This window comes from Flavobacterium sp. LS1R10, from assembly GCF_003968825.1.
Lineage (GTDB): Bacteria > Bacteroidota > Bacteroidia > Flavobacteriales > Flavobacteriaceae > Flavobacterium.
In genome coordinates, this window is record NZ_RYDH01000001.1 from 617801 (window position 1) to 638154 (window position 20354).

Consider the following 20354-nt stretch of genomic DNA (forward strand, 5'->3'; position numbering starts at 1 on the left):
AACAGATAAAAAATGAAAAAAATCGTTCTCTTAATACACCTGTTTTTATCGCTATTCGCTTTCGCCCAAAACGAACAATTGGCACAGTATTATTATGACAAGGGCGATTTTGAAAAAGCCAAAATCAGTTATGAAGAATTACTGCAAGAGATTCCATTAAACTCTCAGTATTTTTTAAGAATAATCGATTGTTCACAGCAATTGCAAGAGTTTGAAAGTGCCGAAAAAGCCATTCAAGAAAGACTTGACAAGTACAATCAAGGAAATCTTCTGGTAGAATTAGGATATAATTTTCAGTTGCAAAAAAATGATGATAAAGCCAAGATGTACTACGATCAGGCATTAGACCGCATCAGAAAAAACCCAAATCAAGTGTACGGAATTTCAAACACTTTTGAGCGAAAAGTGCTACTTGAATACGCGCTGAAATCCTACCAAATCGCAGTAGAATTAGAGCCTAATTTTAATTTCAATTATCAAATAGGATTGCTTTACGGTCAATTGTCTAATATAGAAATGATGATTTCCACTTTTCTGGATGAAGCGTTTGCTAATCCTCAAAACTCCATTCGAATCCAAAATCAACTGGTTCGTTTTATGGCTGATGAAGGCGATGCAAATTTCAATGAATTGTTGCGTAAAGCTTTAATTGTAAGGACGCAGAAAAATCAAGACATTTTTTGGAACCATTATCTGAGTTGGTTTTATGTGCAGGAAAAGGAATTTGGGAAAGCATTTATTCAGCAAAAAGCCATTTATAAACGCAATCCAGAATCGCTTGCTACGATTGTAAATTTAGGGCAACTGGCAATTGACGAGGAAAATGAGGAAGCGGCAAAGGAAATTTTAGGGTTTGTATTGCAAAACACACTAGATTTAGAATTGCTGATCCAAGCGAATTCGTATTTGATTGCGATGAAAATTGAAAAAGCAACCGAAAAAGACTTTGCCGTTATCAGCAAAGAATTAGACGGTTTGGTGAAACAATTTGAAATAAGTCCTTTTACCTTATCTTTGCAGCTGATTCAGGCACATTTCACGGCATTTAAGTTAAAAAAACCGGAGGAAGGAAAGGCAATAATCAAGAGAGCGCTGGAATTGCAATTGAATGATTATCAGGTAGCTGATGCCAAAATGGAACTGGCAGATATTTTGTTGTACGAAGAAAAATTCAATCAGGCGTTGATCTATTATTCGCAGATTGAATTGGACTTGAAGAATGATGTAATGGCGCATGAAGCCAGTTTGAAAGCCGCAAAAACGAGTTATTTTAAAACTGATTTTGCTTGGGCGTTGAAACAATTTAAGGAATTGAAATCAGCCAATACACAGTTGATTGCGAATGATGCTTTGGAATATTTTCTGTTAATCAATGACAATACCGTCGTTGATTCGACACAAACGGCTTTGAAACAATTTGCCAAAGGAGATTATCTGTTGTATCAAAATAGGAATCAGGAAGCGATAACGCAGTTTCTATCGATTTTAAAAAATCATAAAGGTCAGCAAATAGAAGCCGTGACGTTGTTGCGTTTGGGAAATATTTACGAAGAAACGGGCGATTTTACTTTGGCTTTAAGCCAATACCAAACGATTATGGATCAGTATAGCGATGGGATTTACATAGACGAAGCGCTGTATTTTTCGGCAGAGATATATAAAAAACAACTGCTATTGCCTGATAAAGCGAAACCTTTGTATGAGAAGATTATTTTTAATCATCAGGACAGTATTTATTTTGTGGAAGCCAGAAAGAAATTCAGGCAATTGAGGGGAGATACTAATTTATAAAAAAGTTTAACTGTTTAATCGATTAACCAGTTAACCAATTAAACAAAAAAATGATACTATACAACGTTACTACAAACATACACGAAAGCGTGCACGATCAATGGATGATTTGGATGCAACACAAGCACATTCCAGAAATTCTGGCTACAGGAAAATTCTCTTCGGCAAGAATGGTACGGGTTTTAATTGAAGAAGAAATGGGCGGAGTTACCTATTCCGTTCAATATGTGACGGACAGCAAAGACACTTTGGAGAAATATTATCTGGAGGACGCACCGGCTTTTCGTGAAGAAGGAGCGAAGCTGTTTGGAGACAAAATGCTGGCGTTTAGAACGGAATTAGAATTGATTGCGGATTATTAGAGTCCTTGCGAGGAACGAAGCAATCATATTCAGATTGTCGTTTTGAATCACAATCTTCAAGTCGCAATTTGTGACCTCCATTTATAAAAAACATAAAAATTTCATTTTATGAGCGATAAAATTTCAATAATTCCAGATGACATTGTTATCAATAAAATTTATTTCATCAGAAACCAAAAAGTAATGCTGGATCGTGATTTGGCAATACTTTACGGGGTTGAAACAAGGGTTTTAAAGCAAGCTGTGCGAAGAAATTTGAATAGATTTCCAGAAGATTTTATGTTTGAATTATCTAAAGTAGAATTGGAGAATTGGAGGTCACAAATTGTGATCTCCAATTCTGAAAAGATGGGTTTGCGATATGCTCCGATGGCTTTTACAGAACACGGCGTATTAATGTTATCGAGTGTTTTGAATAGTGAAAAAGCAATTCAAACCAATATTCAGATAATGCGGATATTTACAAAAACGAGGCAAATGCTCTCCGATAATTCGGATTTACGTATTGATTTTGAAACAATGAAAAAGAAAATTGAAAATCAGGGAAAAAACATAGAACTCGTTTTTCAATATGTAGATGAACTTATGGAAAAGAAAGAAATCATTCCAGAACGAGGAAAAATAGGATATAAGAAGTAGTTGCAATATTGATTTTGCGATAGTTTTCTGGATATTTAATACAATACAGTAGTGCCTTAGGGGCAAAATAAACCTAACAATAAAGTGAGATTGCTTCGTGCCTCGCAAAGACAAACATGGAAAAAGTAAAAGCAAAAAAACACCTCGGACAACACTTCTTGAAAGACGAAAGTATTGCCAAAGACATTGCAGATACATTGAACTTAGAAGGGTATGATGATGTACTGGAGATAGGACCAGGAATGGGCGTTTTGACAAAATATTTGTTGGATAAACCGGTGAACACCTACGTTATTGAAATCGATGCGGAATCAGTGACGTATTTAGACGAAAATTATCCAAAATTAAAAGATAAAATTATTTCTAAAGATTTCCTAAAATACAACATTAACGAAGTTTTTGAAGGAAAGCAGTTCGCAATCATTGGGAATTTCCCGTATAACATTTCGACACAAATTGTTTTTAAAACATTGGAATATCGCCACCAAATTCCGGAATTTGCCGGAATGTTCCAGAAAGAAGTGGCACAACGCATTTGTGAAAAAAAGGGAACAAAAGCGTATGGAATACTGTCGGTTTTGGTACAGGCTTTTTATGATGCCGAGTATTTATTTACGGTAGACGAACATGTTTTTATTCCACCGCCAAAGGTAAAATCAGGTGTTTTACGTTTGCGCAGAAAAAAAGATTACAGCTTGCCATGTGGTGAAAAATTGTTTTTTACGGTAGTGAAAACTGCTTTTCAGCAGAGACGTAAAACGTTACGAAATAGTTTAAAAACCTTAAATTTGTCGGATAGTTTGAGAGAGGATGAAATTTTCAACCTTCGACCAGAACAATTAAATGTAGCGCAGTTTATAGCACTCACCCAAAAAATAGAAGCCGATGGAGTTTAAAATCAGCAAAGGATTAATTCAGGAATTAGAGCAACTCATTCAAAACAAAAACGACCAGCAACTGGAAGTATTATTGAATGATATGCACCATGCTGATATTGCTGAAATTCTCGATGAGCTTGATTTTAATGAAGCGACCTATATTTTTAAAGTATTAGACAGTGAAAAAACTGCTGAAATTCTTCTGGAACTAGAAGATGATTTGCGGGAAAATATATTAAGCAGGCTTTCGCCAAAAGAAATTGCAGAAGAGTTAGATGAGCTGGAAACCAATGATGCAGCTGATATTATAGCGGAGCTTTCACAAGATTTGAAAGCCGAAGTAATATCAGAACTTCAGGATGTAGAACATGCCAAAGATATTGTTGACTTATTGCGCTATGACGAAGATACTGCCGGTGGAATCATGCACAAGGAATTGGTAAAAGTCAATGAAAATTGGAATGTGCTTACCTGTGTCAAAGAAATGCGCATTCAGGCCGAAAATATCTCCAGAGTCCATTCGATTTATGTGGTGGATGATGAAGACCGATTGAAAGGGCGTTTATCCCTCAAGGATTTATTGACCACTTCTTCCAGAACCCCAATTAATGATGTGTACATCCGGAAATTAAACTCCGTAAAAGTAGATACAGAAGATGTTGAGGTAGCCCGAATTATGCAGAAATATGATTTAGAAGCTATTCCTGTTGTAGATGAATTAGGAAGGTTAGTGGGTCGAATCACTATTGATGACATTGTGGATGTAATCAAGGATGAAGCCGATCAGGATTACCAGTTGGCTGCAGGTATCTCGCAAGATGTTGAGGCAGATGACAGCATATTTGAACATACAAAAGCACGGTTGCCTTGGTTAGTTTTGGCTCTTTTAGGCGGTTTTATCTCCGTAAAAGTGTTGGGATTGTTTGAAGGCGCAATGCTGCAACATGGTAATTTATTCTTTTTCACGCCCCTTATTGCTGCGATGGCAGGAAATGTCGGTGTACAATCCTCGGCAATTATTGTACAGGGTTTGGCTAATAATACGTTGAGCGGATCGCTATTTAATAGATTAGTTAAGGAAGTCTCCCTAAGTTTATTAAATGGATTGATTCTGGCTATAATATTATTTTTAGGAAGTCATTTTCTATTGGATGTTGAAATGATAATTGGCGTTATTATCTGCGTAGCATTAATTTCAGTAATTATTATTGCTTCATTAATAGGGACTTTTATCCCGTTATTGCTGGATAAATTTGGTATTGATCCCGCATTGGCAACTGGTCCGTTTATTACAACCAGTAATGATATTTGTGGCATTTTGATTTATTTTTCGATAGCAAAAATGATTTTGGGATTTTAAGATAGAAGTAAGAGAAGAGAAAAAGAATAGAGAACAAAGAGAATAGATAGGAAATACAACAACAAACGAATACATCTATAACTATACAACCAACACTTTTTCCAGACGGCTTGCTTTCTTTTGGAAAGTCCCAAAGCTTCTGGAGGGGAGAGGAAAAACCACAACCAGCATGAAAGTACACATTATTGGCGGAGGAAACTTAGGAGTTTCTATCGCATTAGGATTATCAAAATTTTCGCCAGAAGACCAAGTTACCATAACCCGAAGAAACACCTCCAGCATTCTGTATCTTGAAAAATTAGGAGCAACAGTTTCTACCAATAATATGCATCAGATTCAGGAAGCCGATGTCATTATTTTGACCATCAAACCATACCAAGTAGACACTGTTTTGGCCGAAATTCTTCCCGTAATTTCTAATAAAATCATCGCCTCGGCAGTGAGTGGATTGTCGATAGAAAATCTGCAAAACAAAATCGGTACGGCTAATAGTGCCATCCGAATCATGCCCAATATCGCGGCACAGTTTGGCGCCTCAGCCACCTGTATTGCGTTTAATGAAAAAGACAAAGAGAAGGCGCAAGATGTTGTTTCCCTTTTTCAGAATTTGGGAACCGCTCCTATTATTGACGAAAAATTAATGGATGCTGCAACCGTTTTGGCGGCCAGCGGAACCGCTTTTGCCTTGCGCTACATTCGGGCCTCAATGCAAGCCGGTATCGAAATAGGATTTGACTGGCAAACCGCCTTAGCCATCTCGGCACAAACGGTAAAAGGTGCTGCCGAAATGCTACTAGAAGAAAAAGTACACCCGGAACAATTAATTGACCGTGTCACCACGCCACAAGGCTGTACCATAGCCGGATTGAACGAAATGGAAATGCACGGATTCAGTTCGTCCCTAATCCGAGGCATCAAAACATCCTTGAAACAAATCAAGGGATAAATTTCATTTGGGCGTGCCGCCATTACAAAAAGGGTCTTCTCAGCGTAACTGTTGAGAGGACCCTTTTTTTATTGGCGTCAGGCTATCCGCGCTACTTCGGTAGCTTGCTTCTATCCTTCACGCGGACGTGATCGAAATATATTCTATTTTCTACATCTGCAATCAAAAATCGTTAATCAAAAATCTACAATTATTTTATTTTTTTTCATCCAAATGAGGGAAACCGTAAAGCAGTGTGTTTTCTTCTTGATAGATTTGGAGAGAATTAATTTTATAAAATAAATCTTATATTTGAAAACAAACACGGTCGCTTTTCAGACTTAGCAACTCAATTTAGGGTAGATAAGTCGGGCGCTAAAAGCTATATAAACAAGTTAGGTAATAGCTACAGGAAAACTTTTAAAAACAAAAAATGACTGAGAAAGAACAATATATAAAAGATTTGTTTGAAGATTTAAAATATAGCTTATCTAAATTTGATAGTCAATCTTTAGCAATAAGTAGCGGTGCAATAGGTTTATCATTAACTTTCATAAAAGAAATTGTTCCATTCGAAGAATCAAAATATATTTTACTTTTTTATTTTTCATTAGGATTATTTATTTTGACTTTAACACTTGGATTTATAGCTCATTATTTAAGTTTAAATCAAATTTCAAAATCAATCAAAAAAGTTGAAGAAAATAAAGTCTCAGAAATAAAAATTGACAATCTAATTCCTAAAATAAATTTAACAATTGCAATATCATTACCTTTAGGGATATTGTTTTTGGTTTTGTATTGTGTGCTGAATATTGAGAATGTAAGAGGTCATAAAAAGACAGATTTAAATAAAAAAATGACAATTGAAAAAGAATCAAAAAATGGAGAAAAAATATTTATAGAAGGTTCATTGGAAGAATTTAGATATAATGACACCTTAAATAAAAAAACAACTATAAAAATAAAATAATTATGAGCGATAAAATAAACAAAGAACAATTAAATGAGATTCTTAAACAAAGATTAGGAAATCAAGACAAAATTGAAGAAAAAGCAATGTTTCTAAGACAGCCTCCAAGCTCACTTACTAACCAAACTATCACAACAAATACAGAAAATAACAATCAAAATCAATCTAGTTCTACTGAAAATAAGGATGAAAAAAAATAAATGCCATCTCCTAAGAGCTCTCAAACGACAGCGAAAAAAAAATGACTACAAACTAATTTAAAAGTTAAAATATAAATTATAATGAGTACGAGCGAGACGCTCGCACTAGCGACTAAAAACAATTATTTAGAAATCAAATAAAAATTTAAAAATGGCAAACCCTAAAGATATTTTGGTAATAACAACATCTTCAGCAGAAGGTTTGAAAATAAAAAAACATTTAAAACCAGTTTCAGCTCATATTGTTGCAGGAACAAATTTATTTAGTGATTTTTTAGGAGGATTGACAGATGTTTTTGGTGGTCGTTCAAGCTCTTATCAAAAACAATTATCGTCACTTTATAATGAAGCTATTGAGAGAATAAAACATAATGCTCACGAGATTGGTGGAAATTGTGTCATTGGTTTAAGTATTGATATGGATGAAATATCAGGAAAAGGAAAATCAATGTTTATGTTAACCGCGATTGGAACTGCGGTTATTATTGAAAGCGATGAAAAGTCAAACTCACTATCAAATATTAGTAAAAAGTTTGAAAATGTTGGAGTTGAGAGAATTAATAATTTAAGACAAAGAAAAAATATTATTAAAAGAGCTGAGAATGGAGAACTAGATTACGATGATGAAACATGGAGTTTTATAACTTCGAATCAAGTTCAAGAAATTTTTACTTTCTTATTAAAAAGATTTTCTCACACAATTGAAAACTTTCAGTCAATGCCAGACTCTTATAATATTTTTAATAAAAATTTTATAAGTTACATTGACTCTTTGGAGGAAAACAAAAAAACAAGTTTACTTTATGACACAATCGAAATTGATAATAATGAGCAAGTTGCTTTGTATATATCTAAAGTAATCAAGGAATTAAATCTATTTGATTATGAAAAAAACATGAGTTTACTTAAAAATTCAGATTTCAAAAAACAAAAAATTGGAATAAGAATATCTGCTTATGACAAATCATTTTATGATAAAAATGACATTGAAGATCTAAATCAAACCAAAAATTTTATTTTTACAACTTTTAAAGAAAGAGGTGAAATAACAACTAAAAAACAACTTTTGTCATCAAAAGAAAAAGATGTTTGGAATTGTGAATGTGGAAATAAATCAAATGAAATTGGACAATATTGTGGGACTTGTGATAATGATATATCTGGATTTAAAGAAAATGAAATGAAACCAAATGAAATAGTGAAATATATTGAGCAAAAAATGGAATTGATAAGTGAATATATAAAATAACGAACAGCTACTCCGTAATTTTTTCGTTAATTATGCTGCGCAAACGTCTCCGACTTTGCGCAATTTTTTTCTTAAAAGGGATGAATATTGACATTTCATATTTGTATTAACACTCAAATAAATCTTATATTTGAAAAAAACAACCATGAAAAAACTACTCCTATTAATCCTTATTTTAATTTCAAGTTATACTGTGAATGCGCAAAAAGACGAACAAAAACAAATCCTTAAACATGTAGTGATGTTTGGTTGGAAACCCGGTACAGATGCAGCAGCAATTGACAAAGTAGTCACTGCTTTTGGAAACTTAGAACATAAAATCAAATTGATCAAAGCGTATGAATGGGGAATTAATAACAGTCCTGAAAACCTGAATAATGGTTTGACCCATTGTTTTGTGTTGACTTTCACCAGTAAATCCGACAGAGATGCATATTTAATTCATCCGGATCACAAAGCTTTTGTAGCTGTTTTGAGTCCGGCACCAGATAAAGTTACCGTAGTAGATTATTGGACGAATAAGTAAACAAAAATCGCAGTAAATAATTAAAGAACAATTTTTCTGCATAGTAAACCGTAAAAAATAAAACATGAATCAGAGCACAATTGTTTTCAGAATGTCTAAAAGCAGTGGTATTTAGAATAAATCCAATCGCTATGTAGTACGTATTGATAGCAAAACGGAGTGTGAAATGAACTACAGCAACAACCGGAAAGAATACCGTGTTTTGCCCGGAAAACATACCATAGAAATTGGTGATGGAACTTCTTTTCAAACAGAAGAGATAGTGCTAAAGGCGGGAGAAACGAAAGTACTGAGCATAAATCCCAGTCTTACGTACAATCTTGGATTCGGAATACTGACCGGAATGGTGGTAACCGGTTTGGTTATTCAATTTGCAGTACTTCAAAAATTTTCTCCTGTGATGATTATTCCATTCATGCTTTATTTATTTATTAAAAAAAGAGATTTTAAAAATAGTTTTGCGATAAGTTATTCAAAATAGAAGCTTATTGAACATAAAAAAGCCTCGTTTAATTGCTTAAACGAGGCTTTTTAGGATCACAATATGTTTTATACTAGTGCTGTTTTCTTCTTTTTAGATTGTTTTCTTAAGGTATATTTCAACCAGAAGAAACCCGTCAGACCAGCAACAAAAGAAGCAATCAGAATGGCAATTTTAGAGTATGTAATAACCTCTTTACCACTTTCTTTGAAAGCAAGAAGGGTAATAAAAATGGACATGGTGAACCCAATTCCACCAAGCATTCCTGCTCCAATTATTTTTTTCCAATTTAAATCTTTGGGCAACGTGCAAATGCCTAAACTCACTCCTAAAAAGGAGAAAAGCCAAATTCCAAGAGGTTTTCCCACCACAAGTCCCAGCATGATCCCAATTGTATTGGTATGATTCAATCCTTCTGACCAATCAGAACCAATGGCAATACTGGTATTGGCGATGGCAAAAAGCGGCAGAATCAAAAACGCAACCGGTTTATGTAAAAAATGCTGTAATTTATAAGAGGATGTTTTCTTGCCTCCGTCTCCAAACGGAATGACAAAAGCCAATAACACTCCGGTAATTGTGGCGTGAACACCTGAATTCAGCATAAAATACCACATAGCAGCACCCCCAATTAAATAGGGGATAAGGTTGTGAACCTTTCTTTTGTTCAGGATAAATAAACCACCCATAATGGCAAAAGCAATAAACAGATTAGTAAAAGCAATTGTTTTTGTATAAAAAACAGCAATTACCAAAATAGCCCCTAAGTCGTCAATTACAGCAAGGGCAGTAAGGAATACTTTCAGCGAGGTAGGAACCCGATTTCCTAAAAGCGATAAAACTCCAATTGCAAAGGCAATGTCAGTAGCCATAGGAATACCGGCACCATTTTGTGTGGGTGTTCCAAAATTGAGCAGTAAAAAAATTCCTGCCGGAACAATCATCCCGCCTAAAGCACCAAAAACAGGTAAAGTGGCATTTCTAATACTCGACAATTCTCCTTTGTAGATCTCCCGTTCTAGCTCTAAACCAATCAAAAGAAAGAAGATAGTCATCAGTCCGTCATTGATCCAGTGGGTGATCGAATGGTTGCCGACATTGGTTTCCCAAAAGGCAATATAGTCAGTTTGAAAAGGGGAATTAGCAAATAGAAGAGAGAGTATCGTAACTAGGAGTAATAAAAGACCTCCCGCTTTTTCGTTTTCAAAAAAGGCTTTGAATGTTTTTGTTAATCTCATTTGTTGTTTTTCTTTTTCTATAATTAATAGTATAAATGATGAATAGGAATTCTGCAAATTTAAGCTTTTGAAAGCTAATTTCCGTTCTTAAAAGTATAAACCGTAATTTTTTTGTTAATTTTGACTATCAAAAAATACTATTTTTATGGATATTAAAATTCTGCACCTAGATAGCAATCACTCTTTACTTTGGGATCAATTGCAAAAATCCGGGTTTATCAATCACAGTGATTTTACTTCTTCAAAAGAAGAAATCGAAGCTAAAATTCAGGAGTATCAAGGAGTTGTGATTCGAAGCCGTTTCAAGATTGACAAAACTTTCTTAGATAAAGCTACTAATTTGCAATTCATCGCTCGCGTTGGAGCCGGATTGGAAAGCATTGATTGCGAGCATGCAGCATCTAAAAATATTACACTTATTGCCGCTCCAGAAGGAAATAGAAACGCTGTTGCTGAACACACCTTGGGTATGATCTTATCCATTTTTAATAAATTGAATCAAGCTGACAGCGAGATACGAGCAGGCCATTGGAACCGGGAAAGCAATCGCGGTCAGGAACTTGACGGTAAAACCGTTGGGATTATCGGGTACGGAAACATGGGAAAATCATTTGCCAAAAAACTCCGTGGTTTTGATGTCGAAGTCTTGTGTTATGACATTCAGGAAAATGTGGGTGATGCTAATGCGAAGCAGGTTTCCTTAGCAGAATTTCAGCAAAAAGTAGATGTAGTGAGTTTGCATATTCCATGGACTTCCGAAACAAATAAAATGGTGAATGCTGATTTTATCAATGGATTTCTTAAGCCTTTTTGGATTATAAATACCTCTCGAGGCAAGAATATTGTCACTGCCGATTTGGTTACTGCCATGCAATCCGGAAAAATTCTCGGAGCAGGTTTAGATGTTCTGGAATATGAGAAGTTGTCTTTTGAAACCCTTTTTAACGATAAAAACACACCAGAGGCTTTTCAGTATTTGTTGAAAGCCAAAAACGCAATTCTGACGCCACATATTGCCGGTTGGACTTTCGAAAGCCATGAACGATTGGCACAAGTAATCGTTGATAAAATAAAAGCAAAGTATCTTAGTTAGGTAAAATTTGTCGTGCCGTAGCACCGCAATACGGGAATTGGAGTTTCTTCTTTAAAGTGAAAATCCCTAAAACTCGTCGCTTGTTGCGAAGATAACATCTTGGTTTAAAGCCAATTCGTATCGTTTTGCTTTTTGGTGGAAAGACAAAATAGGGAAGGATTGTTCTATCCAATGGCAGCCGTTTATGGATGGTACCAATCATTTTAAGCCAAGCGAAAAACGGTTCGTGCAAAATTTTACAGTTGATGATTTAGAACGTTTATTGCAAAATTATCAGATGAAGGCGTAATAATTGTGGGCGTTATGGAGGTTTGTAACTCTAGAAAATTCGGATGGATTTTGAATAGTGGAGGAAATAAAACCGAATTTTTGAACCAATTGGTAGAGTGTTTCAATAATTTTTATATTTTTAACCATTGAAAAACAATCTAATACAAATTATTTATGCAAAATTCGAAGATTGAAAATTGGAATAATCCGCTGCCAGTTCGTCAAAACAATAAAAAGCTGCCTGCCGGAATTTTAGCGATACTTTTAGGTCCTCTTGCGATTCATAAATTCCTATTGGGGTATACTACTGAAGGGATAATATGGTTGGTAATTAGTCTTTTTACCTGCGGAACGGTGACGTACATTTTAGGTATTATCGAAGGAATAATTTATTTGACAAAATCTGACGAGGAGTTTTACCAAATGTATCAAGTAGGTAAAAAGGCTTGGTTTTAAAACATAAAAAAATCCCGGTTTTAGACTGTCCCCAAAAAGGCAGACACTATTTGGGGGTATTTTTCTACCACAAATTTCACTAATTGCCACGAATTAATTTTGTGCTGATTTGTAAAATTTCTAGCAACTAAGTAATAACCATGGTATAATGTCGTATTTTAAAATCAGGATAAAATTATGTAACAATCTGATTTAAAGTTGTTTTACTTAAAGTTAATTCTTTTGACTTTACGACTTTTAAACTTTCGACTTACTTATTTAATGTAATTCTGAAATTAATCTTCTTTCTCGCTCAGTTTCCGCTCCAATTCTTTCTGGAATTCTTCCATTACGGGCTTCATGGTACTTTCCGGAATGTCTGCAATCCTGATGTACATCAATCCGTCTACGGCATTATTAAACAACGGATCCACATTAAATGCGACCACTTTTGCATTTTGTTTGATGTATTTTTTGATTAAAACCGGCAAACGCAAACTTCCCGGTTCCAGCTCGTCGATAATTTTATCAAACTTATTCAAATCCGATTCGGTTTCGTTAAAAATAAAATCCTTATCGGCATCTTTTAATTTTACTTTATACGCTTTTTTGGGATGAATGTATTGCGCAATGTACGGATCATAATAATTGGATTTCATAAATTCAATCATTAAGGATTTAGAAAAATCTGAAAATTGATTACTGATACTCACGCCTCCCAATAAAAATTTATGTTCGGGATAGCGTAAGGTGGTATGCATAATTCCTTTCCAAAGCAAGAAAAGCGGCATTGGTTTTTGTTGGTACTCTTTGATGATAAAAGCGCGTCCCATTTCGATAGATTTGTGCATCATATCATGTAATTCGGGCTCAAACCTAAACAGATCGTTGAGGTAGAATCCATTGATTCCATACTTCGGATAAATTTCTGAACCCAATCCCATTCGGTACGCACCGGCAATCTTATGGGCTTCATTATCCCATAAAAACAAGTGATGATAATATTTATCGTGCTTGTCTAAATCAATAGACTCATTGGTTCCTTCGCCTACTTCTCTGAAAGTGATTTCTCTAAGACGTCCTATTTCATGCAGGATATTTGGAATTTTAGTGGCTTCAGAAAAGAAAACCTCATAATTTTTACTTTGTAAAAGGCGGCAATCGCTATTTCTGGCGGCATCAACTTCGGCAATCATCTTTTCGCTGTTGGCAGCAGTGACAATTGTCTTTGGGCTTTTAGGAATTTTTAAAGTAGGCGTTGGCAAAAAAGGAATTTCTTTCTCAAAAGGATTGGCCAACATGTACGTTTTTTTTCTTAAAAACTCAGAGTATTCCTCTAAAGTCTTGTGCTCATTTTGTTCGCTTACGGAAATTGGTTTACCAATACGCACTTTGATCACACGGCGTTTCTGGCTAAAGACTTCCGAAGGCAGTTTTGCCGTTCTAAAAGTCCCGCTTATTTTAGAAAGCAAATAAAATAATCGACTGTTTTTAGCATGAAAATAAATAGGAACCACAGGCACCTGCGCTTTTCTAATTACTTTGATAGCTCCTTCTTCCCAAGGCTTATCTACCATTAACTTACCATCTTTATAGGTAGAGACTTCGCCTGCGGGAAACATGCCTAAGGGTTTTCCATCGCTTAAATGACGCAGTGTTTCCTTGATTCCCACCACGCTTGATTTAGCATCCTTATGATTTTCAAAAGGATTCACAGGCATGATGTATTTTTTGAGCGGCTTAATTCGGTGTAAAAGAAAATTAGCAATAATCTTGAAATTGGGTTCTCTCTCCAGCATTAATTTCAATAATAAAACCCCGTCAATTCCTCCCAGTGGATGGTTTGAAATCGTGATGTAAGCTCCTTCTTTTGGCAGGCGCTTTAAATCCTCTTCCGGAATTTCAAATTTTATTTGTAAATCATCTAATATTCCATTCAGGAAATTAACATCTTTCAAATGCTTATTTCTGTCGTACATTTTGTTTAAGGTAGAAATCTTTAGCACCTTCATAAGCATCCATCCTGAGAAGGTACCTAGAACTCCATACTTATCAGCATTTATTGCTTTTGCAACTTCTTTGGCGGTTACTAAACCCATGAATTTTTTTCTTTTAAAGCAAGAAACAAAGATAGCAAAAAACTCCATTTTCTCTATTTTTCTGAGTCAAACTTGTACTTTTTTATTACATTTGAAATCGTTATATACACACCATGATTTTTTCTGACAGATTCTAAAAATGCATTTCTAATACCATTTGGGAATTATTTATTTCTACAGAAATTCAAATACACACTTTATGAGAATTATTTCATACAACGTCAACGGAATTAGAGCCGCAATTTCAAAAGGATTTATCGATTGGCTGCAACAGGCAAATCCGGACATCATTTGCCTACAGGAAATCAAAGCCACTGAGGATCAAATTCCTGTGGAGGCTATTGCAAAGGCAGGGTATCCGTATCAATATTATTATTCAGCCACTAAAAAAGGGTACAGCGGCGTAGCGATTCTTTCAAAGATCAAACCTAATAATGTGGTCCACGGAACCGGAATTCACCACATGGATTTTGAAGGAAGAAATCTTCGGGCTGATTTTGATGATTTTTCCGTGATGAGTTTGTACCTGCCATCTGGGACAAATATGGAGCGACTCGACCATAAATTCATGTTTATGGATGATTTTAAGAATTATATTGATGAACTCAAAAAAGAAACGCCAAACTTGATTATCTGTGGCGATTACAACATTTGCCATGAGGCAATTGACATTCATGACCCAATTAGAAACAAGACCGTTTCCGGATTTTTACCCCATGAAAGAACCTGGCTTGACGGATTTATAAAGTCCGGATTTGTCGATAGTTTTCGCCATTTCAACAGTGAACCGCACCAGTATTCCTGGTGGAGTTACCGCGCTGGAGCCAGAGGGAATAACAAAGGGTGGCGCATCGATTATAATTTAGTTGCCAATTCTTTGAAACATAAACTCAAAAGAGCCGTTATTTTATCAGATGCCGTACATTCAGATCATTGCCCGGTCTTGGTAGAATTAGAGTAATCATCTTTAGCGCAGCCAAAGGAGGAGCTATTTCCCGCTATCCGCTACAATCTTTTCTCTCGTTAAAAAACGAGAGAAAAGGATTTTCACTTCTATCGGGGCTAGGGCATCCGAATGCAATTTAAATTTTTGATTTCAAAACAACAATAAAAACGATATAAACACCATTAAAATGATTAAAAAATTTTCCTTAGGATTACTCGTATTGGCACTTTCAACATCCTGCGTGTCAAAAAAAATATACAATGACTTAGAAAGCAAGTATGCGGATTCCAAAAAGGAAAACCGAAGCCTAACGGACGAAAATGAAGATTTGCTGAAAACTAAAAACCAATTGGATTTAGATAGAACTGCTTTAACTTCTGACTTGAGTGCTTCTAAAGCAGCACTTGATAAATTGAAAGCAGATTATGCTGCTGCTCAAAACAAACTCGAAGTCCTGCAGGATTCCTATGCCGCTTTAGAGAAAAACAGCGGAGAGGCTTTACAAAGTAACATGAAGAAAAATCGTGATTTACTAGGCCAATTGGATGAGAAAGCAAAAGCGTTGGCAGTAGAACAAGAGCGTTTGAGCAAAAGTGCCCAGCGTTTGCAAGAATTAGAAGACTTGATCGCCGCCAAAGAAGCCAACATGAAAAAACTAAAAGAAACACTCTCTAATGCTTTGAATAGTTTTGAAGGAAAAGGATTGACTGTCGAACAAAAAAATGGAAAAGTATACGTATCCATGGAGAACAAACTGCTCTTCAATTCTGGAAGTTGGTCAGTAGGTTCCGAAGGGAAAAAGGCAGTAGTAGAATTAGGTAAAGTTTTAGGAGACAATCCTGAAATCTCCGTTCTTATTGAAGGACATACGGATGATGATGCTTTTTCAGCTTCTGGACCAATTGCGGATAACTGGGATTTATCAACCAAAAGAGCCACCGCAATCGTAGCTATTTTGAGCGAAAACTCAAAAATCAACAAACAAAGTCTTACCGCCGCAGGACGAGGAGAGTTCTCTCCGCTAGCCAGCAATGCAACTGCTGACGGAAAAGCGAAGAACCGCAGAATCGAAATCATTCTTACCCCAAGATTAGATGAAATTGCCGAAATGCTGAATGAAATAAATTAAGGTTTAAAGGTTAAAGTATAGAAAGGTTCAGAGTGTATGCTTTGAACCTTTTTTTGTTCTCTACGGGATATTTTATAAAATAATCTCCAGTTTTATAAGTTTAACCATTAAGGAATTAAGAAAATTATGCGTGAATTCTTAATGAAACTTAATCTCTTAATGATTTAAAAAAGGAACCTTTTCTTAACCGCTAATTCGCTAATTTTATCTTTCGTTTCAAGGGCTTTTAATTTGCGAATTCGCGGTTATTTTTTTAACATCCTGTAAACTTTTGTCAATTTTCTGTTAACACTAAATCGTAACCGCAAACTAATTTTATCTTTGTTTTCGAAAATAAAATACAATTTCCTTAAATATGAAATATACAACATTACCAAATACTGATATAAAAGTCAGCAAAATTTGCCTTGGAACCATGACTTTTGGGCAACAAAACACAGAAGCTGATGGTCACGCACAAATGGATTATGCTTTTGAAAATGGAGTCAATTTCTTTGATACTGCCGAAATGTATTCTATTCCGGGGCGTCAGGAAACCTATGGAAGTACAGAGAAAATCCTTGGAACCTGGTTCAAGAAAACAGGGAAAAGAGAAGAAATTGTTTTGGCCTCCAAAATTGCCGGACCCAATCCTAATTTTGGCTATATGAGAGAAAAATTAGATTTTTCGCCCGCCAGTATCAAGTTTGCATTGGACAGTAGTTTGCAACGCCTGCAAACTGATTATCTGGATGTGTACCAATTGCATTGGCCGGAACGTAAAACCAATTATTTTGGACAACGCGGTTTCAAAGTGCAAGACGATGCTTGGGAAGATAATATTCATAATGTGCTGGAAGCATTAGACGGTTTTGTCAAGGAAGGAAAAATAAATCACATAGGTCTTTCAAATGAAAATCCTTGGGGAATTATGCGTTTTCTGGAGGAAAGCAAATACAATAATCTGCCAAGAATAAAGACGATTCAAAATCCGTATTCGTTATTGAACCGACTTTTTGAAAACGGGTCCGCTGAAATTTGCCTGAGAGAAAATGTTGGTTTATTGGCGTATTCTCCAATGGCTTTTGGCGTTTTGTCCGGTAAATTCCTTACTGGCGAAGCGCATCCAAATGCCAGAATCAAATTGTTTCCGCAGTATTCCAGATATAGCAGTCCACAATGCACCGAAGCCACGCGGCTATATCAGGAAATCGCTAAGAAAAACGGATTGACCTTGACGGAATTGTCGTTGGCATTTATAGCCCAACAGCTGTTTGTAACCAGCACGATTATTGGCGCAACCACATTGGAACAATTAAAAGAAAATATTGATACCATTCAAGTGTCACTTTCGGATGAAATCTTAAAAGCGATTGATGAAGTGCAAGCCGTGATTCCGGATCCGGCACCTTAAATGAAACAACCCTGTCTGATTTTTGAAATTGGACAGGGTTGTTTTCAATATTACAGATCAAATTCATCGTCAACCGATAAAGAATCCACTTTTATTTGTGTTGAATCTTGTATTTTGAATTTGATAAAAGATTTTGCAGGTCCTGAAATCAATATTGGTAAGGACTTGTAAATCGTGTCTTCAGGAGTCAAAAGCCCTCTTCGAAACATAATATTGGTTAAGAACAACTCTTGTTTTACAGCAAAATCTTTCAACATTCCCTGATCGTTGAACTGATACATGAATTTTTTTGGACTTGGAATAATTCGGGCGAGATACAAGCATTCGTTCAGTGATAATTCCAAAGGTGTTTTTTGGAAATAAAATTGACTTGCTTCGCCAATTCCATATACATTTGGACCCCATTCGATAATATTAAAATACACTTCGAGCATGCGTTCCTTGCTTACAATCCGGTTGTTTTCCAGAATATAAACCAATAAAATTTCTTCCAGTTTACGGGAAACAGTTTTTTCCCGACTCAGAAAAACATTTTTCACTAATTGCATGCTGATGGTACTGGCGCCGCGGGAAAACTTTTTAGTTTTTATGTTTTTGATGATGGATTGTTTGAAAGCTTCGCTGATAAAACCACGATGCGAAAAGAAAGAAGGATCTTCCGTTGTCAAAACCGACTTTCGTAAATAGGGTGAAATTTGGTCCAGTGGCGTGAAATTTGGATTAGCAGAGCCCACTAAAACCGGACGTTGCAACACGTTCTTTATAAGTGCGCGATACACAAATTCGCCATTGAGTTTGTTCAGGTTGGCTTCACCGTATTTTGTAATTTTTAGATTTTCTTTTTTTAGTTTGCTGTCAAAAACCAGTTGATTGGGTTTGTTTTGGTTGAATGCAAAGTCCAATTTGTAATCAAAAGTACCACTGGCTTTCATGCCTTGAAAATTGGCAAATAAACCGTCTGGAAGCGAAGTGATAAAATCCTGCGCGTTCATTTTTGGAATATTCACTTTGAGTTTATAAATCGTGTCTTTTTCAGTTTCATAAGCCACATAAGGATGAAATTTTATCTTGTTTAACTGAACTGTTGAGGTGCTGTCAATCGAAATAAAATCAGAACCCAAAAGAAAACGGTAGTCAAATTTGGCGTTTTTTAGCAATACATCTTTGCTGGCGATTTTAGGATGGTTGAGTTTTAAATTAGCAATAGCCATAAACCCATCGATATGCAATTCATCACCGTCTTTATCTATGTTTTGAATATTCAAACGAATGGAGTCAAAGCTTGATTTTAGGTTGAACCGCTCGTCTAAATACGGCATTTTGATGGCACCGGTGTCGATATTAACGAATCTAATATCGGCTTTTTTATTTCTGGGATCGGCAAATCCTTTAATTTTCCAGTGCTGAGTAAAGGTGTTGGTTTGCACTTGAATAGCAGTTTCAAGTTGCTTGTTGACCAATCGCAATTTTTGGAAATTGATGTTTGTTTTTTTTTCGTTATCGTTAATTCGGATCGAAAGATTGTTCAGAATCATATCAGTTGGAACTAAATTTAGTACTTTTGAGATGATTCTGTAGGCAAATTGAGCGTAATCTCTTTTCTCATTTTGTACTGGTGTTTGATTGTCCCTCTTTAAAAAAGCATCGTAATTTCCCTTTTTTCCTTTTTTTACTAATTGAATAAAACCATTCTGAACCTCTAAAGTACCAAGTTGTAGGTCGCCGGTTATCAAATGCCACAAATTAACGCTGGTTTTTAATTTTTTAATTTTAAAAAGCGTATCGGCATTTTTTGGAACCAAAATGATTTCAGTAAGATTTAGACCGGACAATCCTTCAAAAGAAGCTTTTTTTATCGTAAAAGTACTGTTGTAATCCATTTTCATTTCATGGGAAACTTTTGCAATGGTTTGCTGTAAAACGGCATCACGAAAGAGGTAAAAAGCAATAATTATAGTGGTAAACAATACAAAAAGTATTTTTGTTGCTAGAATTATGTTTTGTTTTTTGGTTTTCATAAACAGTTTTAAAAATAAAAGAATCTAAAATACAAGGCGTTTATAATATTATTCATAAAGAAAAGGAAAATAATACTAAAGCTGAGTTTTTTATAATTTTCTTTATAGTTTTGATTGGATAAAATGAATACTATTCCATTTTAGGACATAAAAAAACTACAACATTTCTGCGTTGTAGTTTTTGATATTAGCGGCAGCAGTGCCATTAGTAATTGGATTTCGGTTTTTTATATCCCGATAACGGATTTGCAATCCGTGCCCTTAGAGTATTTGAAAACAAATCAAGACTACAACTTCTGCATCGTAAACCAATCAATTACAATTAGTTGCAACACTAAATGTATAAGAG

Annotated in this window: 19 protein-coding genes; 16 read left to right on the forward strand and 3 right to left on the reverse strand. The window is 35.3% G+C overall.

Annotated elements, in window-relative coordinates:
* Window positions 1-12: 12 nt before the first annotated feature.
* From EKL96_RS02765 to EKL96_RS02815, 11 genes are all read left to right on the forward strand, one after another.
* Window positions 13-1791 (forward strand): tetratricopeptide repeat protein, encoded by a 1779-nt coding sequence (locus EKL96_RS02765; RefSeq protein WP_126457887.1) that lies wholly within the window; start codon window positions 13-15, stop codon window positions 1789-1791.
* A 50-nt stretch (window positions 1792-1841) separates the two neighbouring features.
* Window positions 1842-2153 carry a DUF4286 family protein gene (locus EKL96_RS02770; protein WP_126451918.1) on the forward strand — a complete coding sequence of 104 codons (312 nt, stop codon included), beginning with the start codon at window positions 1842-1844 and terminating at the stop codon, window positions 2151-2153.
* Between the two features lie 108 nt (window positions 2154-2261).
* Window positions 2262-2792: an ORF6N domain-containing protein gene (locus EKL96_RS02775; protein ID WP_126457890.1), complete on the forward strand. Its 531-nt coding sequence runs from the start codon at window positions 2262-2264 to the stop codon at window positions 2790-2792.
* Window positions 2793-2908: 116 nt separating this feature from the next.
* Window positions 2909-3688, forward strand: a complete 780-nt coding sequence (gene rsmA / locus EKL96_RS02780; protein ID WP_126457893.1) for a 16S rRNA (adenine(1518)-N(6)/adenine(1519)-N(6))-dimethyltransferase RsmA — start codon at window positions 2909-2911, stop codon at window positions 3686-3688.
* Complete coding sequence (gene mgtE, locus EKL96_RS02785; RefSeq protein WP_126457896.1) at window positions 3678-5030, forward strand: magnesium transporter; 1353 nt, start codon at window positions 3678-3680, stop codon at window positions 5028-5030. The genes rsmA and mgtE overlap by 11 nt, the downstream gene beginning before the upstream one ends.
* A gap of 169 nt (window positions 5031-5199) precedes the next feature.
* Window positions 5200-5976, forward strand: coding sequence for a pyrroline-5-carboxylate reductase (gene proC / locus EKL96_RS02790; RefSeq protein ID WP_126457899.1), 777 nt, complete (start codon window positions 5200-5202; stop codon window positions 5974-5976).
* 412 nt (window positions 5977-6388) lie between these two features.
* Complete coding sequence (locus EKL96_RS02795) at window positions 6389-6928, forward strand: hypothetical protein (RefSeq protein WP_126457902.1); 540 nt, start codon at window positions 6389-6391, stop codon at window positions 6926-6928.
* Between the two features lie 2 nt (window positions 6929-6930).
* Window positions 6931-7128 (forward strand): hypothetical protein, encoded by a 198-nt coding sequence (locus tag EKL96_RS02800; protein WP_126451923.1) that lies wholly within the window; start codon window positions 6931-6933, stop codon window positions 7126-7128.
* A 151-nt stretch (window positions 7129-7279) separates the two neighbouring features.
* Window positions 7280-8377: a YbjQ family protein gene (locus EKL96_RS02805; RefSeq protein ID WP_126457905.1), complete on the forward strand. Its 1098-nt coding sequence runs from the start codon at window positions 7280-7282 to the stop codon at window positions 8375-8377.
* Between the two features lie 145 nt (window positions 8378-8522).
* Entirely contained in the window at window positions 8523-8903 is a 381-nt protein-coding gene (locus tag EKL96_RS02810; RefSeq protein WP_126457908.1) for a Dabb family protein, read from the forward strand.
* 166 nt (window positions 8904-9069) lie between these two features.
* On the forward strand, window positions 9070-9384 hold the full coding sequence (locus tag EKL96_RS02815; RefSeq protein WP_126457911.1) for a hypothetical protein: 315 nt from the start codon (window positions 9070-9072) through the stop codon (window positions 9382-9384).
* 68 nt (window positions 9385-9452) lie between these two features.
* Here EKL96_RS02815 and nhaA read toward each other — a convergent pair whose 3' ends face one another.
* Window positions 9453-10622, reverse strand: coding sequence for a Na+/H+ antiporter NhaA (gene nhaA, locus EKL96_RS02820; protein WP_126451927.1), 1170 nt, complete (start codon window positions 10620-10622; stop codon window positions 9453-9455).
* Window positions 10623-10767: 145 nt separating this feature from the next.
* Here nhaA and EKL96_RS02825 point away from each other — a divergent pair, with 145 nt between their 5' ends.
* Together EKL96_RS02825 and EKL96_RS02830 are read left to right on the forward strand one after the other, a co-directional pair.
* Window positions 10768-11715, forward strand: coding sequence for a 2-hydroxyacid dehydrogenase (locus tag EKL96_RS02825; protein ID WP_126457914.1), 948 nt, complete (start codon window positions 10768-10770; stop codon window positions 11713-11715).
* A gap of 444 nt (window positions 11716-12159) precedes the next feature.
* Window positions 12160-12441 carry a TM2 domain-containing protein gene (locus EKL96_RS02830; RefSeq protein WP_126451929.1) on the forward strand — a complete coding sequence of 94 codons (282 nt, stop codon included), beginning with the start codon at window positions 12160-12162 and terminating at the stop codon, window positions 12439-12441.
* A gap of 275 nt (window positions 12442-12716) precedes the next feature.
* On the opposite strand, the gene EKL96_RS02835 is transcribed toward EKL96_RS02830, so the two are convergent.
* Complete coding sequence (locus EKL96_RS02835) at window positions 12717-14519, reverse strand: GNAT family N-acyltransferase (protein ID WP_126457917.1); 1803 nt, start codon at window positions 14517-14519, stop codon at window positions 12717-12719.
* Window positions 14520-14718: 199 nt separating this feature from the next.
* Here EKL96_RS02835 and EKL96_RS02840 point away from each other — a divergent pair, with 199 nt between their 5' ends.
* The 3 genes from EKL96_RS02840 to EKL96_RS02850 all read left to right on the forward strand — a co-directional run bounded on the left by EKL96_RS02840 (window position 14719) and on the right by EKL96_RS02850 (window position 17987).
* Window positions 14719-15480, forward strand: coding sequence for an exodeoxyribonuclease III (locus tag EKL96_RS02840; RefSeq protein WP_126457920.1), 762 nt, complete (start codon window positions 14719-14721; stop codon window positions 15478-15480).
* 172 nt (window positions 15481-15652) lie between these two features.
* The gene (locus EKL96_RS02845) at window positions 15653-16594 is read left to right on the forward strand and encodes a flagellar motor protein MotB (protein WP_126457923.1); all 942 of its coding nucleotides are present in this window, start codon (window positions 15653-15655) and stop codon (window positions 16592-16594) included.
* Window positions 16595-16949: 355 nt separating this feature from the next.
* Window positions 16950-17987 (forward strand): aldo/keto reductase, encoded by a 1038-nt coding sequence (locus tag EKL96_RS02850; RefSeq protein ID WP_126457926.1) that lies wholly within the window; start codon window positions 16950-16952, stop codon window positions 17985-17987.
* A 50-nt stretch (window positions 17988-18037) separates the two neighbouring features.
* Here the strand turns inward: EKL96_RS02850 and EKL96_RS02855 are convergent, their stop codons facing one another.
* Window positions 18038-20005 carry a transglycosylase domain-containing protein gene (locus tag EKL96_RS02855; RefSeq protein ID WP_126457929.1) on the reverse strand — a complete coding sequence of 656 codons (1968 nt, stop codon included), beginning with the start codon at window positions 20003-20005 and terminating at the stop codon, window positions 18038-18040.
* Between the last annotated feature and the right edge of the window lie 349 nt (window positions 20006-20354).